This is a genomic window from Frondihabitans sp. 762G35 (assembly GCF_002074055.1).
GTDB lineage: Bacteria > Actinomycetota > Actinomycetes > Actinomycetales > Microbacteriaceae > Frondihabitans.
In genome coordinates this window covers 2,733,623-2,748,004 of the sequence record NZ_CP014619.1, presented here as the reverse complement: position 1 = coordinate 2,748,004, position 14,382 = coordinate 2,733,623, and the positions used below count along the sequence as shown (strand labels likewise).

The 14,382-nt window shown below is 71.4% G+C and carries 15 protein-coding genes; 6 read left to right on the top strand and 9 right to left on the bottom strand.

The window, feature by feature from the left end; genetic code table 11:
• Positions 1 to 42: 42 nt before the first annotated feature.
• On the top strand, positions 43 to 1,707 hold the full coding sequence (locus AS850_RS13005) for an ABC-F family ATP-binding cassette domain-containing protein (RefSeq protein WP_119869506.1): 1,665 nt from the start codon (positions 43 to 45) through the stop codon (positions 1,705 to 1,707).
• 21 nt (positions 1,708 to 1,728) lie between these two features.
• Here AS850_RS13005 and AS850_RS13000 read toward each other — a convergent pair whose 3' ends face one another.
• Positions 1,729 to 2,421 carry a YceI family protein gene (locus AS850_RS13000; protein WP_119869505.1) on the bottom strand — a complete coding sequence of 231 codons (693 nt, stop codon included), beginning with the start codon at positions 2,419 to 2,421 and terminating at the stop codon, positions 1,729 to 1,731.
• A gap of 207 nt (positions 2,422 to 2,628) precedes the next feature.
• Here AS850_RS13000 and AS850_RS12995 point away from each other — a divergent pair, with 207 nt between their 5' ends.
• Entirely contained in the window at positions 2,629 to 3,138 is a 510-nt protein-coding gene (locus AS850_RS12995; protein WP_119869504.1) for a sigma-70 family RNA polymerase sigma factor, read from the top strand.
• The gene (locus AS850_RS12990; RefSeq protein WP_236940716.1) at positions 3,135 to 3,890 is read left to right on the top strand and encodes an anti-sigma factor family protein; all 756 of its coding nucleotides are present in this window, start codon (positions 3,135 to 3,137) and stop codon (positions 3,888 to 3,890) included. Before AS850_RS12995 ends, AS850_RS12990 begins: the two co-directional genes overlap by 4 nt.
• Before the next feature lie 3 nt (positions 3,891 to 3,893).
• Here AS850_RS12990 and AS850_RS12985 read toward each other — a convergent pair whose 3' ends face one another.
• Both AS850_RS12985 and AS850_RS12980 read right to left on the bottom strand, forming a co-directional pair.
• Positions 3,894 to 4,439, bottom strand: a complete 546-nt coding sequence (locus tag AS850_RS12985) for a dihydrofolate reductase family protein (RefSeq protein ID WP_119869503.1) — start codon at positions 4,437 to 4,439, stop codon at positions 3,894 to 3,896.
• Between the two features lie 9 nt (positions 4,440 to 4,448).
• Entirely contained in the window at positions 4,449 to 5,642 is a 1,194-nt protein-coding gene (locus tag AS850_RS12980; RefSeq protein WP_236940715.1) for a glycosyltransferase, read from the bottom strand.
• A 293-nt stretch (positions 5,643 to 5,935) separates the two neighbouring features.
• Between AS850_RS12980 and glgX the strand changes: the two genes are divergently transcribed.
• Entirely contained in the window at positions 5,936 to 7,963 is a 2,028-nt protein-coding gene (glgX, locus tag AS850_RS12975) for a glycogen debranching protein GlgX (RefSeq protein ID WP_119869502.1), read from the top strand.
• Positions 7,964 to 8,075: 112 nt separating this feature from the next.
• Positions 8,076 to 8,588 (top strand): GNAT family N-acetyltransferase, encoded by a 513-nt coding sequence (locus AS850_RS12970; protein ID WP_119869501.1) that lies wholly within the window; start codon positions 8,076 to 8,078, stop codon positions 8,586 to 8,588.
• An 82-nt stretch (positions 8,589 to 8,670) separates the two neighbouring features.
• On the opposite strand, the gene AS850_RS12965 is transcribed toward AS850_RS12970, so the two are convergent.
• The 5 genes from AS850_RS12965 to AS850_RS12945 form a co-directional block, all read right to left on the bottom strand.
• Complete coding sequence (locus AS850_RS12965) at positions 8,671 to 9,345, bottom strand: ATP-binding cassette domain-containing protein (protein ID WP_216819755.1); 675 nt, start codon at positions 9,343 to 9,345, stop codon at positions 8,671 to 8,673.
• Positions 9,346 to 9,368: 23 nt separating this feature from the next.
• Positions 9,369 to 11,360: a hypothetical protein gene (locus AS850_RS12960; RefSeq protein WP_119869500.1), complete on the bottom strand. Its 1,992-nt coding sequence runs from the start codon at positions 11,358 to 11,360 to the stop codon at positions 9,369 to 9,371.
• Between the two features lie 96 nt (positions 11,361 to 11,456).
• Entirely contained in the window at positions 11,457 to 11,618 is a 162-nt protein-coding gene (locus AS850_RS17070) for a lactococcin 972 family bacteriocin (RefSeq protein ID WP_119870313.1), read from the bottom strand.
• A gap of 3 nt (positions 11,619 to 11,621) precedes the next feature.
• Positions 11,622 to 11,882: a hypothetical protein gene (locus AS850_RS12950; protein ID WP_119869499.1), complete on the bottom strand. Its 261-nt coding sequence runs from the start codon at positions 11,880 to 11,882 to the stop codon at positions 11,622 to 11,624.
• Between the two features lie 163 nt (positions 11,883 to 12,045).
• Positions 12,046 to 12,900 (bottom strand): DUF429 domain-containing protein, encoded by an 855-nt coding sequence (locus tag AS850_RS12945; RefSeq protein ID WP_119869498.1) that lies wholly within the window; start codon positions 12,898 to 12,900, stop codon positions 12,046 to 12,048.
• A gap of 135 nt (positions 12,901 to 13,035) precedes the next feature.
• Here AS850_RS12945 and AS850_RS12940 point away from each other — a divergent pair, with 135 nt between their 5' ends.
• Positions 13,036 to 13,575, top strand: coding sequence for a DUF6611 family protein (locus tag AS850_RS12940; RefSeq protein ID WP_119869497.1), 540 nt, complete (start codon positions 13,036 to 13,038; stop codon positions 13,573 to 13,575).
• Positions 13,576 to 13,595: 20 nt separating this feature from the next.
• Here AS850_RS12940 and AS850_RS12935 read toward each other — a convergent pair whose 3' ends face one another.
• A complete protein-coding gene (locus AS850_RS12935) occupies positions 13,596 to 14,381 on the bottom strand; it encodes an SGNH/GDSL hydrolase family protein (RefSeq protein ID WP_119869496.1) in 786 nt (261 codons plus the stop codon).
• Position 14,382: the final 1 nt, after the last annotated feature.

The following is a 14,382-nucleotide window of genomic DNA, read 5'->3' as shown; positions in this document are numbered from 1 at the left end:
CCCCCGTCCGGGGGCGCCCGGAAGGGATGGCACCATGGAGGCATGACCGCAACGCTCGTGGCCAAGGGCCTCGCCGGGGGCTACGCGGCCCGCACCCTCTTCGACGACCTCGACCTGACCGTCGCCCCGGGAGACGTCGTCGGCGTCGTCGGAGTGAACGGAGCGGGCAAGTCGACGCTCCTGCGCCTCCTCGCCGGGATCGACGCGCCGCTCGCCGGCACCGTGTCGCTCGCTCCCGCCGACGCCTTCGTGGGCTTCCTCCCGCAGGAGCACGAGCGCGTCCCGGGCGAGACCGTCGCCGCCTACATCGGTCGTCGCACCGGCTGCGCCGAGGCCACGAGCGAGATGGACGCGGCGGCCGCGGCGCTCGCCGACCCCGATGCTCCTGCCGACAGCGCCGACGTCTACTCGGCGGCCCTCGACCGCTGGCTGGCGTCGGGCGCGGCCGACCTCGACGACCGCGTGCCCGCCGTCCTCGCCGACCTCGGGTTGACCCTCGGGGCGGGCGAGGGGAGCGTCACGGTCGACTCCCTCATGACCTCGCTGTCGGGCGGCCAGGCGGCCCGCGTCGGTCTCGCCGCGCTGCTGCTCTCGCGCTTCGACGTCGTCCTGCTCGACGAGCCGACCAACGACCTCGACCTCGACGGGTTGGAGCGGCTCGAGGGGTTCGTCGCCGGGCTCCGCGGCGGCGTCGTCCTCGTGAGCCACGACCGCGAGTTCCTCGCCCGGTCGGTCACCCGCGTGCTGGAGCTCGACCTGGCGCAGTCGACCAACCGCGTCTTCGGCGGCGGCTACGACTCCTACCTGGAGGAGCGCGAGGTCGCGAGGCGCCAGAAGCGGGAGGCGTACGACGAGTTCGCCGAGAAGAAGGCCGACCTCGTCGGCCGGGCCCGGACGCAGCGCGAGTGGTCGAGCCAGGGGGTGCGCAATGCGATGCGCAAGAGCCCGGACAACGACAAGATCCGCCGCCGGGCCGCCGCCGAGTCGAGCGAGAAGCAGGCTCAGAAGGTCCGGCAGATGGAGAGCCGGATCGCCCGGCTCGACGAGGTCGACGAGCCGCGCAAGGAGTGGCAGCTCGAGTTCACGATCGGGCAGGCGCCGCGGTCGTCGGCCGTCGTCTCGACCCTCTCCGACGCCCGCTTCACCCAGGGCTCCTTCACCCTCGGGCCGGTGACGCTGCAGGTCGAGGGCGGCGACCGTATCGGTATCACGGGGCCGAACGGCGCCGGCAAGTCGACGCTCCTCCGCGCCCTCCTCGGTCGGCAGGAGCCCACGTCCGGGAACGCGTCCCTCGGCGCGAGCACCGCGATCGGCGAGATCGACCAGGCGCGGGCACAGCTCGCCGGGCCGAGCGTCCTCGCCGACGCGTTCGAGTCGCAGGTGCCGGAGCTGACGCAGGCGGAGGTCCGCACCCTCCTGGCGAAGTTCGGCCTGAAGGCCGACCACGTGTCCCGCCGCGTCGACGACCTCTCACCCGGCGAGCGGACCCGGGCCGGTCTCGCGCTCCTCCAGGCGCGGGGCGTCAACGTCCTCGTGCTCGACGAGCCCACCAACCACCTCGACCTCGTGGCCATCGAGCAGCTCGAACAGGCGCTCGAGGCGTACGAGGGCACGCTGCTCCTGGTGACCCACGATCGCCGGATGCTCGACACCGTCCGCACGAACCGTCACTGGCACGTCGAGGCGGGCCGCGTCACCGAGCTCTGACGCCGTCCCGGCCGCGTCGCGTCAGGACGCCGGCTTCGCGCTCACGAGGAACTCCACCTTGCCCTGGTCCTGGACCTTCACGAAGCCGAGGCTCGGCGCCTGGACACCGTAGTCGGCGAACGTCACCGGGATCGACCCGCTGACCTGGATCGTCGACCCCGAGAGCACCGCCTTGAGCGGCACCGTCACCGACTTCGTCACGCCGTGCATGGTCAGGGTGCCCGTGGCCTCCGAGGTCGTGACCGCGCCGGAGGTGGGAACGGCGTTCTCGAGCGGCTTCGTCAGGGCGAAGGTCGCCTTCGGGAACGAGCCGACCTGGAGGGCCGTGTCGCGGAAGTAGCTGTCGCGGTTCGCGCTGTCGGTCGCGATGCTCGCCACGTCGACGTCGACGGTGGCCTTCGTCACCGACTCCCCGTCGACCTCCAGGCTGCCGGTGACCTTCTCCGTCTTGCCGACGACCGTCACGTCGGTGCCGTTGAGCACCTCGTCGACCCGGTAGCCGGCCGTGCTCCCGCCGCCGATGGACCAGTCGCCGCTCAGCTTCGTGGGGTCGAGCGTGCTGCCCCCGGCGGCCGCGGAGACCGTGGGAGCCGCAGCGGGCGCGCCCACGATCACGTCGCGGTAGAAAGCGGGCCCGGCCACGGCGGCGGTGACCCCGAGCCCGACGACCACGATCGCGCTGACTCCGATGATGACTCCGGTCTTCTTCTGCATGGGGGGATCTCTTTCTTCCGGTCGCGGCGGACGACGGCGACCTGCCGTCACCTGGTACGACGGCGCCGAGCGGCCGCGGGTTCAGACGCTCAGGTCACTCCCAGGTGAGTCTTCGACTGTCGTGACCGCGGAGGGACGTCTCCGACGGATCCCGACCGCGGGTGAACGTTTCGGCGTCCTGTCTCGTCTTAAGCCTGAGGAGGTGCGATGGTCGACGTCGGTTCGGCACGGCTCCGGGCGCTGAGCGACGCGCACGGGGAGGTCCTGCGACGCTACGTGCACCGTATGACGAGCGATCACGCCCTCGCCGAGGACGTCGCGCAGGAGGCGCTCCTGCGCGCGTGGCGCTCGCCCGCGATCCTCGCCGAGGAGGACGCCGCCGCGCGGAGGTGGCTCTTCACCGTCGCCCGCAACCTCGTCATCGACGACTCCCGGAGCGCTCGCCGCACGCACGAGTTCGCCACCGACGACCTGCCCGAGCGCGGGTCGCCCGTCGACGAGTCCGACCGGGTGCTGGACCGGCTCCTCATCGAGGACGCCCTGGTCTCGCTCTCGCCCGAGCACCGCCGCGTCGTCGTGAGCTGCTACTGGCTCGGCCGGACCGTGGCCGAGACCGCCGAGATCGAGGGCGTCCCCGCGGGCACCGTCAAATCGCGGCTCCACTACGCCGCCAAGGCTCTGCGCCTGGCCCTGCAGGAGAGAGGGGTGACCCGATGATCGACGACGATCGGGACGGCGTCCACGAGAACGATGCGGCCTACGTGCTCGGCGGCCTGAGCGCCGACGAGCGCGTGGAGTTCGAGAGGCACCTGGAGACCTGCGCGACGTGCCGTGCCTCCGTGGCCGAGCTGGCGGGTCTTCCCGCGATCCTGCGCCTCCTGCCGGCCGACGACGCGGAGAGGGCCGCGGAGACGAGCACCGAGCAGGAGCCCCGGGTGCCCGCGCCGCACGGAGCGCGATCGTGGCGCCCCCGCCGACGCCTCCTGCCCGGAAGGCGGCCCGTCTCGGGCCGACGCTCCCTCTCCGGGCGTCGGCTGCTCGCCGCGGGCCTCGTCGCCCTGGCCGTCGTCCTCGCCGGCGGCGGGTACGCCCTGGGGGCGCAGCTCACCCGGTCGGGGGCGCCGGTCGCGGCCCGACCGTTCGCCTCCGGCGCGTCCGCCCCGCACTTCACCCCGATGACGTCGATGGTCGGCGGCGCCGTGACCGCCGATCTCGCCGTCACGGCGACGTCGTGGGGCACCCGCTTCGACTGGAACTGCTCCTACGCCCGCGACGCAGGGGCCACCGGGGTCTACGACCTCGTCGTCGAGCAGATCGACGGCAGCCGCACCGTGGTGGCCACGTGGGAGAACGCGCCCGGCGGCGCCGACGGCCTCGCGGCCTCGTCGCGACTGCCTCTCGACCGGCTGCGCAGCGTCGAGATCACGACCGCCGACTCCCGGACCGTTCTCACGCGCATCGAGCTCTGACGGCTAGGCGGCCGGCCGGTACCGGAGGATCGGGACGCCGGTGGAGGTGACCTCCGACGACACCAGCTCCAGCGAGAGGGGTGCCGCCCCGTCGGCCCAGAGCCGTTTGCCGCGGCCGACGACGACCGGGTAGACCATGAAGCGGTACTCGTCGATGAGGGCGGCCGCGCTGAGGGCGTTGACGAGGTCGGCGCTGCCGTTGATCAGCAGCGACCCGGTCGCCTGGTCGGCCTTGAGCGCGCGGACGGCCTCGACCACGTCGCCGCGGAGCGCCGAGGCGTTCCACTCCAGCTCGTCGGGGGTCGACGTCGCGACCCACTTCGGCATCGCGTTCATCTTCACGCCGAACGCGCCCGTCTCGGCTTCCATCTGCGGCCACGCGCGGGAGAACCCCTCGTAGGTGACCCGGCCGAGCAGGAGGGCGTCGGCCTCGTCGAGGTTCGCCGCCTGGAAGGCGCCGAGCTCGTCGCCGAAGTAGGGACCGCTCCAGCCGGGCTCCTCGAAGATCCCGTCGAGGGTCAGGTATTCCACCGCCACGATGCGTCCCATGGCGACACGCTAGCGCGAGGTCGACTGCGAACGGTAGATCGAGATGAGGGCTTCCGCCGAGTGCTCCCAGCTCAGGCCGACCGCCCGGACGCGAGCCGTGGTCGAGAGCGACCTCGCCAGGTCGGGGTCGAGCAGGATGCGCGAGAGGGCGTCCGCCCACGCCCGCGGCTCCCGCGACCCCAGCACCAGCCCGGTGACCCCGTCGACGACGGCCTCGCGCAGCCCGCCCGCCGCGGCGGCGACCACGGGTGTGCCGCTGGCGGCCGCCTCGAGGGCGACGAGGCCGTACGTCTCGGAGTGCGAGGGGATCAGCACGACGGCCGCGCCGCGGAGCAGGGCGGCCAGGTCGCCGCGCGACTGCGGTCCGACGAAGCGCACCCGATCGCCGAGACCGCGCTCGTCGGCCAGGGCCCGCAGGCGCTCCGGATAGTCGGCGTAGTCGACCGACTCCTCGCCCGCGATCAGAAGCTCGGGGCGGGCGCCCTCGGGCAGCAGGGCGACGGCCTCGATGGCGAGGTCGAAGCCCTTCAGCGGATCGAGCCGACCGGCCACGACGAGCGACGGATCGTCGGAGCGCGCCCCAGGACGGAACAGCTCGGAGTCGACCCCGGGGGAGACGACCCGCAGGTCGTCGGCCCGGCCGCCGAGCCGGTGCACGACCGTCTCGGCCTCCGCGGCGCTGATCGCGACGACGAGGTCGGACTCGCGGGCCAGGTAGGCCTCGCCCGCAAGGCGACCCGGCGACTCCGGCCGTTCGCCCTCCGAGAGCGGGGTCGACTCCTCCGCGGCGATCGAGTGGAAGCTCTGGAGGTGCGGCACGCCGCGCTCGCGGGCGACGGGCAGGGCGGCCATCCCCGAGAACCAGTGGTGCGAGTGGAACACGTCGAACGGCCCGAGATCGCGCAGCGCGTCGCGGAAGTCGGCCACGAACTCCTCGTGGCGCCCCTTGGCGACCGGGTGCGCGGGGCCGGCGTCGACGTATCGGAGGACGACGTTCTCGGCGAACTCCGACACCGCGGGCTGATCGGGCGACGAGCGGCGGGTGATCAGCTCGACTCGGTGCCCGAGGGCCCCCAGGGCGGTCGCCTGGTTGCGCACGACGACGTTCATGCCGCCCGCATCGCCCACTCCCGGGTCGGAGGCGGGCGAGGTGTGCAGGCAGACGAGGGCGATCCGGAGGGGATCGGAGGAGGCAGGAGGCACTCCCCGAGGGTAGCGGTCGCGACCGACGTCGTTCGGCGACCGCCACCCCGGCGAGCGGTGAGCGAGGCGGCTAGAGGGCCGCCGCGCCTCCCTCGTCGAGAAGCTGGCGCAGCTCGGCGAGATCGATGGGCACGGTGTCCGCGAGGGTGGTTTCGGCCTCGGGTGCGGAACGCTGGATGTTCATGACTGCAATCTGCCAGGCTCCGGGTCGCGGGATGCTGCGAGAGACCGCGTGTCGGGGGACAAATCCGCGGGCGTGCGCACTCCCAGCCCGCACCCCGTACAACTGAGGCATGACGACCTCCTACCCGTATCCGCTCGGTGTCTCACCCGTCGACGGCGGCGTGCGCGTCGCCGTGTACTCGGAGACCGCCGAGACCGTGTTCTTCTGCGCCTTCGACGACGCAGGAGCCGAGACCCGCACCGCCCTCGACCACCGCACCGGCTACGTCTTCCACGGCTTCGTGCCGGACGTGCCCGTCGGCACCCGCTACGGCCTCCGGGTCGACGGACCGTGGGACCCCGCGAACGGTCTCCGCCACGACGTCGCCAAGCTGCTGCTCGACCCGCACGCCCGCGCCATCGAGGGCGCCTTCGAGTGGGGCCAGGCGCTCTTCTCGCACGAGTTCGAGGCGCAGGAGACCCGCAACGACGACGACTCCGCCGCGTCCATGCCGAAGTGCATCGTCACCGACAACTCCTTCGACTGGGGCGACGACCGCTCCCCGGAGATCCCCCTCGACGAGACGGTCGTCTACGAGGTCCACGTCAAGGGCTTCACGAAGCAGCACCCGGACGTGCCCGAGGAGATCCGCGGGACCTACGCGGGCCTCGCGCATCCTGCGGCCATCAAGCACCTGACCGACCTCGGCGTGACGAGCGTCGAGCTCCTGCCGGTCCACCAGTTCGCGCAGGACGACACCCTCGCGGGCAAGGGCCTCCGCAACTACTGGGGGTACAACTCCATCGGCTTCTTCGCCCCGCACAGCGAGTACTCGTCGTCGGGCGACGCCGGTCAGCAGGTGACCGAGTTCAAGGAGATGATCAAGGCCCTCCACGACGCCGGGCTCGAGGTGATCCTCGACGTCGTCTTCAACCACACCGCCGAGGGCAACGACCAGGGCCCGACGCTGTCGTTCAAGGGCATCGACAACGCCTCCTACTACCGGCTCGTCGACGACGACCGCGGACACTACTTCGACACCACCGGCACCGGCAACAGCCTCAACGTCGGCCACCCGGCGGCCCTCCGCCTCATCATGGACAGCCTGCGCTACTGGGTCACCGACATGCACGTCGACGGGTTCCGCTTCGACCTCGCCACGACGCTGACCCGACAGGACGGCGACGCCGAGAAGCACTCCGCCTTCCTCGACCTGTGCCACCAGGATCCCGTGCTCGCCCCGGTCAAGCTCATCGCCGAGCCGTGGGACACCGCCGGCTACCAGGTGGGCGGCTTCCCGGCCGATTGGTCGGAGTGGAACGGGAAGTTCCGCGACGACACCCGCGAGTACTGGGGTCACGGCGACGTGCTCGGCACCTTCTCGCAGCGGATCATGGGCAGCCCCGACGTCTACCAGGCCGACCGGCGCTCGCCGCTCGCCAGCGTCAACTTCGTCACCGCGCACGACGGCTTCACCCTGCGCGACCTCGTCTCCTACGCCGAGAAGCACAACGAGGCCAACGGCGAGGACAACAAGGACGGCGAGAGCAACAACGCCTCCTTCAACGGCGGAGTCGAGGGCGAGACCGACGACGCGGGCGTGCTCGAGTGGCGCGGCCGTCAGCAGCGCAACCTGCTCGCGACGCTGCTGCTCTCCGCCGGAGTCCCGATGATCCTCGGCGGCGACGAGGTCGGCCGCACGCAGGGCGGCAACAACAACGCCTACTGCCAGGACAACGAGATCTCGTGGTTCGACTGGAACGACGTCGACGCCGACCTCCTCGCGTTCACGACGTCGCTCATCGCGCTGCGCCGCGAGAACCCGGCGCTGCGACCGGAGTGGTTCCGCACCGCGCCGGACGTCTCCGCGGCCGACTCCGTCGAAGTGCTCCGCGCCGACGCGAACGGCTTCGAGGAGGCCGACTGGCAGGATCCGGAGAACCGCGCCGTCATGTTCGTGCTCGGCCACGAGGGGGCCGACACGTTCGCCCTGCTGATGAACGCGGCATCGAACGTCGTCGAGTTCACGCTGCCCGAGGCGCCGTTCGCCGACTGGGAGCTCGCTCTGTCGAGCGACCCCGAGCAGCAGGTCGCCGCCCCGGTGACGACGCTCATCGTGCGCGACGCGTCCTTCACGCTGGTGCGTTCGCGGGCGTAGCCTGCGCCCGCTAAACCCTCGTGCTCGGCTGCGGCGGTGGTCCTAGGGCCACCGCGGCGGCCGTCCGCGAGGGTTTAGCGCGCTCGGAGGTGCCCCTGCCTAGGCTGGGTCGATGAGCGTCACCATCCGACCGACGACCGAAGAGGACTGGCGCGAGTACCGGCTCCTGCGCCTCGAGATGCTCGGGGACACGCCGATCGCCTACGGGGAGACCCTCGAGCGGGCGCTCCGCCATGCCGAGCCGGAGTGGCGTCAGCGGGCGCGCCGCGGCGAGGGGCCGCGTCAGGCGCTGTTCGCCGCGATCGACGAGGACTTGTCGCGGTGGGTCGGCGCGATGGGCGGCTACCTGCCGACAGGGCCGGGGGCGGGGCCGCTTCTCGTGGGCGTCTACGTGGCTCCGGCCTTCCGAGGGCAGGATGCGGGTGTCGCCGACGCGCTGCTCGCGCGCGTCGAGGAGTGGGCTCGCGACTTCGGCACCGACCTCACGCTCTTCGTGCACGAGGAGAACGGCCGTGCCATCCGCTTCTACGAGCGACGTGGCTTCGCGGACACGGGTCGAAGGCTGCCCTACGAGCTGGCGCCGCACGGCCTCGAGTGGGAGATGCGGAAGCCGCTGACCGCCTGACCGCTCGGCTGCGCCCGCGCGAGCGGCCGCGGTGCCCGTCCCGGGTGACGCTGTCCGGGAGGGTCCGACCCGGCGTCGAGAATCACCAGACGGTTCGTCCCCTTGCGAGCTCGATCCGGTCATCGCACCACTCGGTCACGACGTCGTCATGGGTCGCGACGACGATCGCGCTGCCCCCGTGGCGGAGCTCTGCGAGGACGGAGAGAACGACGGCGGCGTTGTCGTGGTCGAGCGCCGCCGAGGGCTCGTCGGCCAGGACCACGGTGGGGTTCTTGAGGAGCAGGCGCGCAAGGGCTATTCGCTGCTGCTCGCCACCGCTGAGGGAGTAGACGCGCCTCGTGCCGAGACCGGTCAGCCCCACCCGCTCGAGGGCGGCGCGTCGTCGATCTCTTCGCAGACGACGGTCGAGGCCTCGGCCGACGAAGGCGACGTCGAGATTGCCGTCGACCGTCCAGCTCTCCACGAGACCGTAGTTCTGGAAGAGGTGACCGATGGTGGACCGGAACAACCGTCGTCGAGTCGAGCGGGAGATCCGACGTGTCGAGACGCCGTCGAGGTCGATCGTGCCGGCGTCGGGTTTTTCGAGGAGACCGACGCAGTTCAGGAGCGTCGACTTGCCGGCACCGCTCGGACCGGTGACGGCCAGGGCCGAACCGGCTTCGACGGTGAAGGTCACGTCGGCCCAGAGCGTCTCTTTTCCGCGCGTTTTGGAGAGTCCTTCTACCGAGATCGCTGTGGACGGCGAGGTGGTGCTCACGAGTTCCTTTCGGTCGAGCTGTGTCACGAGTTCGTGATGGTGTCGGTGCGGAAGCGTCGCCTCTGGAAGGCCAGGAGGACGCCCACGACGACGAGATCCGCCGCGACGACGGCGTTCGCGAGTGCCTGAGCGAGCGGGCTCTCGAAGAGCTGAGCGGTAGTGGCCAGTGCCAGGACGGCGGTGTTCGACGCCGCGACCACTGCGATCGGCGCCAGTGCGGTCGTGGCGAAGCCGTACCCGTGGACGTGGCGCAGGAAGTCCCGGCGCCGATTCCGCTCGGCGATCGAGGTGGCGAGAAGAGCGGCGGCGAGGAGCGCGACGAGGGCGGCGAGAGCTCCTGAGAACGCACTCGCACGAAGCGTGCGTTCCTGATCCGCCAGGCGAAGGGCTGCCAGGTCACCGACACGATTCAGGAGGACCGAAGACCCGAGCTCCGCGTCGCTGAGGCCCGTTCGGAGCCAGCTGGAGTTGCCGAAGAGAACACCGCCGCGAGTCATGTTGGAGGTGATCCAGTCGTCGGAGAGGAGCGGATTCGACGTCGGGAGGATCGCGACGACCGGTGAGAGCTGCCGACTCGTCGGCTCGCTGGTCGCGTAGGTGAACAGCGACTGGCCGGCCGGAACGACCTGGTAGTCGATCGGAATCCGTTCGGGATGGACCTCTCTCCCGGGGAGCTCGGCTTGGAAGAGGATCCACCTCTGATACTGACGGACGAGAGTGTCGACCTCCACCGGAATGCCTTCGGATATCAGGAGCGTCAGGGCCTGTGGTCGGAGGTCCGACGGGAGCACCCGGCGTCCCCCTCGGCCGAGGACCTCCTGTTCGTCGAGGTAGCGGGTGTTGACGATCAGGGAGTTGCCGACCTCGGGACCGTAGCCTTCCGGTTCTCCTTCCGAGCCCGCCACGATCAGTCCGTCGCGGGGCTGCGCGATGACGTGCCGGCCGATGTCGGCGAAGGCCGCGGTGTCCCTGTCGAGTTCGGTGTTCGAGATCCGAAACGTGAGTGAGGTGAAATCTTCCGCCGACGACCACGACGAGTCGTCCGCCCTGTTCTGCAGGGCGGGCAGGCCGGACGCGGTTGCTGACGCGAGAACGATGAGGACGAGCCCCAGGGCCACGGCATGGGTCGCTCCGGCGAAGACGGCGAGCCGGCGCAGCGGTCGTCGCCCGGCGATGGCCTCGGCGTTCTGGACGCGTGATCGACGGGCTGCCGTGAGCAGGACCACCATCGCGGCCGTGACGGCCACCGCGCCGACGGCGACGCCCGCTGTCACGGCGAAGCGGCCGAATTGGGCGAGGCCGTTGTAGGCGGCGAGAGCGGGAACGGAGGCCACGAGCCCGATGGCTCCGAAGAGGAAGGTCGTAGCCAGGCATCGCGCGGCGTGGCCGACGACGATCCGACCGCGAGTCATCCCGTGCACCTCGCGGATGGTGTCGCGTCGGCGAAAGCCGACAGTCGAGTGGACGCAGCCGAGAACCAGGCTCAGAACGGCAGCGAGGGCCAGAGGGGCGAGCGGAACGACCTCGGCCGTGAAGAGCGCGAGGGCCGCCGGGCTGACTCGTCTCGTCGAGACGGTCACCCCTCGGTCGCGCAGCGTCGTCGCGAGCTCGTCGGCGGCCTGGGCGCTGCCGCTGGACACGTAGGTGCCCGTCGGGGACGACCCCGCGGCGAGAGGGCCGAAGCGGGTCTCCAAGGACCTGCCGAAGGAGGGGTAGGGCTCGGCGAGCCCGGGAAGGCCCTGGTCGGTACCGGGGTTGATGACCGTCAGAGTTCGCGTGGCGCGTCCTGACGGGGTGACCGAATCGATGCTGCGGTAGAGGCTCAGGCCCTCTCGGGCCGCTGTTCCGGCGATCTCCTCTTGAACCTGCTCCCGCGAGAGTTCGTCACCGATGTCCCACACGATCATGGCGACGGTCGCGCCACGGACCATCGCCTCGTCGCTCGTGCGAACCACGAGGAACGCACCCAGAAGTGCGGTGAGCACTGCTGCCGCCAGGCTGAGTTTCAGGACCATTGCTGCGCTTCCCAATCGATGAGAGGGCGAATTGCCCTCACGCGTCGGTGACCCGGCCGGTCGGGTGACGCGGCCGGGCCGTGGTGGTGCGCGGTGCTACCCGAATCGGTAGAACGCCTGGTTTCCGACGAAGGTGTGGTGAACCTTCGACCGCGACCAGATCTTGGCCTCGACGATGTCGCTTCGGTTCCCGGTGCCATTGCCGTTGTAGACCGAGGAGCCGTGCTTCCTCGAGGGGTGGTAGAAGTCGGAATACAGGTTCTAGACCAGGACGCCCGTGACCCCGTAGTGCCACTCGCCACCCTCGGGGTGGACGATCGTGCCGAACGTGGACGGGCCGTCACCGTCGACGACGGCGGAGCGGTCGACGCCATCGGCGCTTCCCTCGTCCGAGAACGTCGTCGACGTCGCGGCGCCATCGCGTGCCGGTGGAGCGGAAGCCGCCTGCGCCGCGAGAGGTGTCAGGGAGAGGCCCACGGCGGTACAGAGGACGGTGGACGCGATGACGAGTGGTTTCTTCACTGAATTCCTTTTCGAGAGTGGGGGCAAGGATACGATTCCTCGACTGCCCGGCTTGCGTATTCGAATAGTAAATCAGAATTTCACAGTCGTGAATGACGAAAGTTATGCCCACCGACGTCGCCGGTTCGCTCGACGCCGATCCGACCGGCGAGAGCGCGCGGGGTCAGCGGGGCGGCAGCGGCAGGCGCTGGGACGGGCGACACGGGGCGACGATCGTGGCGGGTCGGCCCCGGGCATCCTGCGGTTCGGTCTCGGGCGCGATCCCGCCGAGGATCTGCGTGCGTCTCAGACCGTGCCGGTGCCACAGCGAGGCGGTCCAGGCGCAGAGGGCCGCGTCGAGGAGGTCCTCCCGGTGCTTGTGAGCGGGCCCCGGCAGCGGATCGGGCGTCTCGACGAGGACCCGGGTCGCCGGATGCGAGAGGAGGTCGAGGGGCGGATCGGCGCTCCGGAGCTCCGACATCCGCCGCACGAGATCGTCGGTGGCGACCGCCCGGGCCGCGCGGGCCTCCGCCGGGGACAGCGCCGGGTCGAGCCGCTTGTAGCGCGGGCGCTCGACGTCGTAGCCGAGCTCCTCGGCGCCGACGAGGGTCGTGAACGGATAGCACTCGAACATCACCCGGTCGTCGGGGGCGGGAGCCGCCACCCCGGACACGACCGCGACGCCCGCCGCCTCGAGACGGTCGCGCAGCGTGACTCCGGCGAGCCAGCCGAGACCCTGGTTGGAGGCGTTCGCGCTGACCTTCCAACGCCCGTAGGCGCGGCCGACCTGCTTCTCGGCCTCGCGCATACCGGTCGCGTTCGGGACGACCAGCGGGGCGTCGACCGCGAGGACGGCGCCCCCGCCGCCGGTCCCCCCGCCGACGACACCGAGGATCCGCTCGGCGACCGCTGCGACCCCCCGCTCCCAGCCCGCGTCGACCACGCGCCCCGTCTCGTCGAGCACGCAGATCCCCGTCTCGTTGGCGGGCCTCGTCGGGGTGCCCTCGCCCCAGGCCAGGTCGACACCCACGAACAGCATGCGACCAGTCTGCTCCGCCCGCCCTGCGCGGCCCCGCTGGGAGTTCCGTCAGCGAGCCGTTAGGAAAAGTCGGCGCTCCGTAGGGGAACCGTTAGGGCCGGTCCGCGCAGGAGCCCCGAGCCCTACCGTCGTGTCGTGACCTCCACCACCGACCGATCCGCGTCCCACCGTCCGAGCACCGCCGTGCGGCGGGCCGTGACCCGCCTGACCGAGGGCGAGCACCGGTGGGGGAGCGTCGACGTGAACCCCGGCGGACGCTCGGGCTGGTGCCGGACGCGCCTGACCGTCTACCCGCCCGGCACGAACGCGGGCGAGCGGCGCCTCCTGAACGCCTTCCACGCCTGGCCGGTGGCCGGCGCGGCGGCGGCGCTCGTCACCCTCGTGGTGCTCGACGCGCTGCCGCAGTGGGCGTCGTTCGCCGCCGCCGTGGCGATCTACGCCCTCGGCTTCGTCGTCGGCGCGGCGCTGACGCGGCGGCTCCGGCCGCGCCTGCGGCACCTCACCGTGAGCATCGTGGCCGTGGCGGGCGGCGCGCGCTGCTACGGCGACGGGCGGCTCCTGCAGGAGGTCCGGCGCGGGTTCGACAGGATCGACCGTCTCGAGGCACAGGGTCGCATCACGCCGGTCGCGTACGAGCTCCGCTGGGCGGCGCTCTACGATCGCCTCGAGGCGTAGTCGGCGAGCGAGCCGGCCGATCACGCCCGGAGGACGCGCTCCAGTTCGACGGCGATCGCCGACATGCCGGCCTCGGTGGGATGGAACGATCCGGCCGTCGCTGCCGGGTCCCGGTGGAAGGGTTGCACCCAGGGGTCGCTCGACCCGAGCGCGTGACCGGCGCTCAGGGTCGAGGCGAGGACCAGGTCGGCACCCGTCTGCGAGGCCGCCTCGCGGAAGACCCTCCCGATGGCGCTCTGGATCACCAGGAGGACCTCGAACTCGTCCGCGGTGAAGGGGAGGTGCGGGAGGGAGTCCCGGTCGAGCACGGTCAGGTAGTCGACCAGCAGGACGCGCGCGTTCGGAGCTTTCCGGCGCACCGCCTCGACGACTCGCACGAGTCCGGTCGTCGCCGACTCGACGACGTCGTCGGTCGCCGGGGGGATGCCGTCCGCAAACGGTTCCCCGAGCATCGGCACGAGGGGGGAGTCCGGTTCGACCCGAAGCCAGGAGAGGTGGAGCAGGGCTCCGGCGAACCGAAGGTCGTTCCCGCCCGCGGTCATCGTGACGACGTCCGTGTCCGCGGGGAGGCCGTCCAGCTGCGGCGGGAAGGTGGCGCCGTTCGGACTCTGCTGGGGCGTGTCGAGGATGTTCGACGTCGTGGCCCCCGACACCGTCAGATCGACGAGGTCGGCGCCGAGGCGCGCGGCGAGCTGGTGCGCGTAGTTCCGCTCCGAGCGCAGGGCGGCGGCATCGGCCACGGGCTCGATTCCGGGCCCCGCGGCGAAGGAGCTTCCGAGGGCTGCGACGAGGAGGGGGGAGGGCACG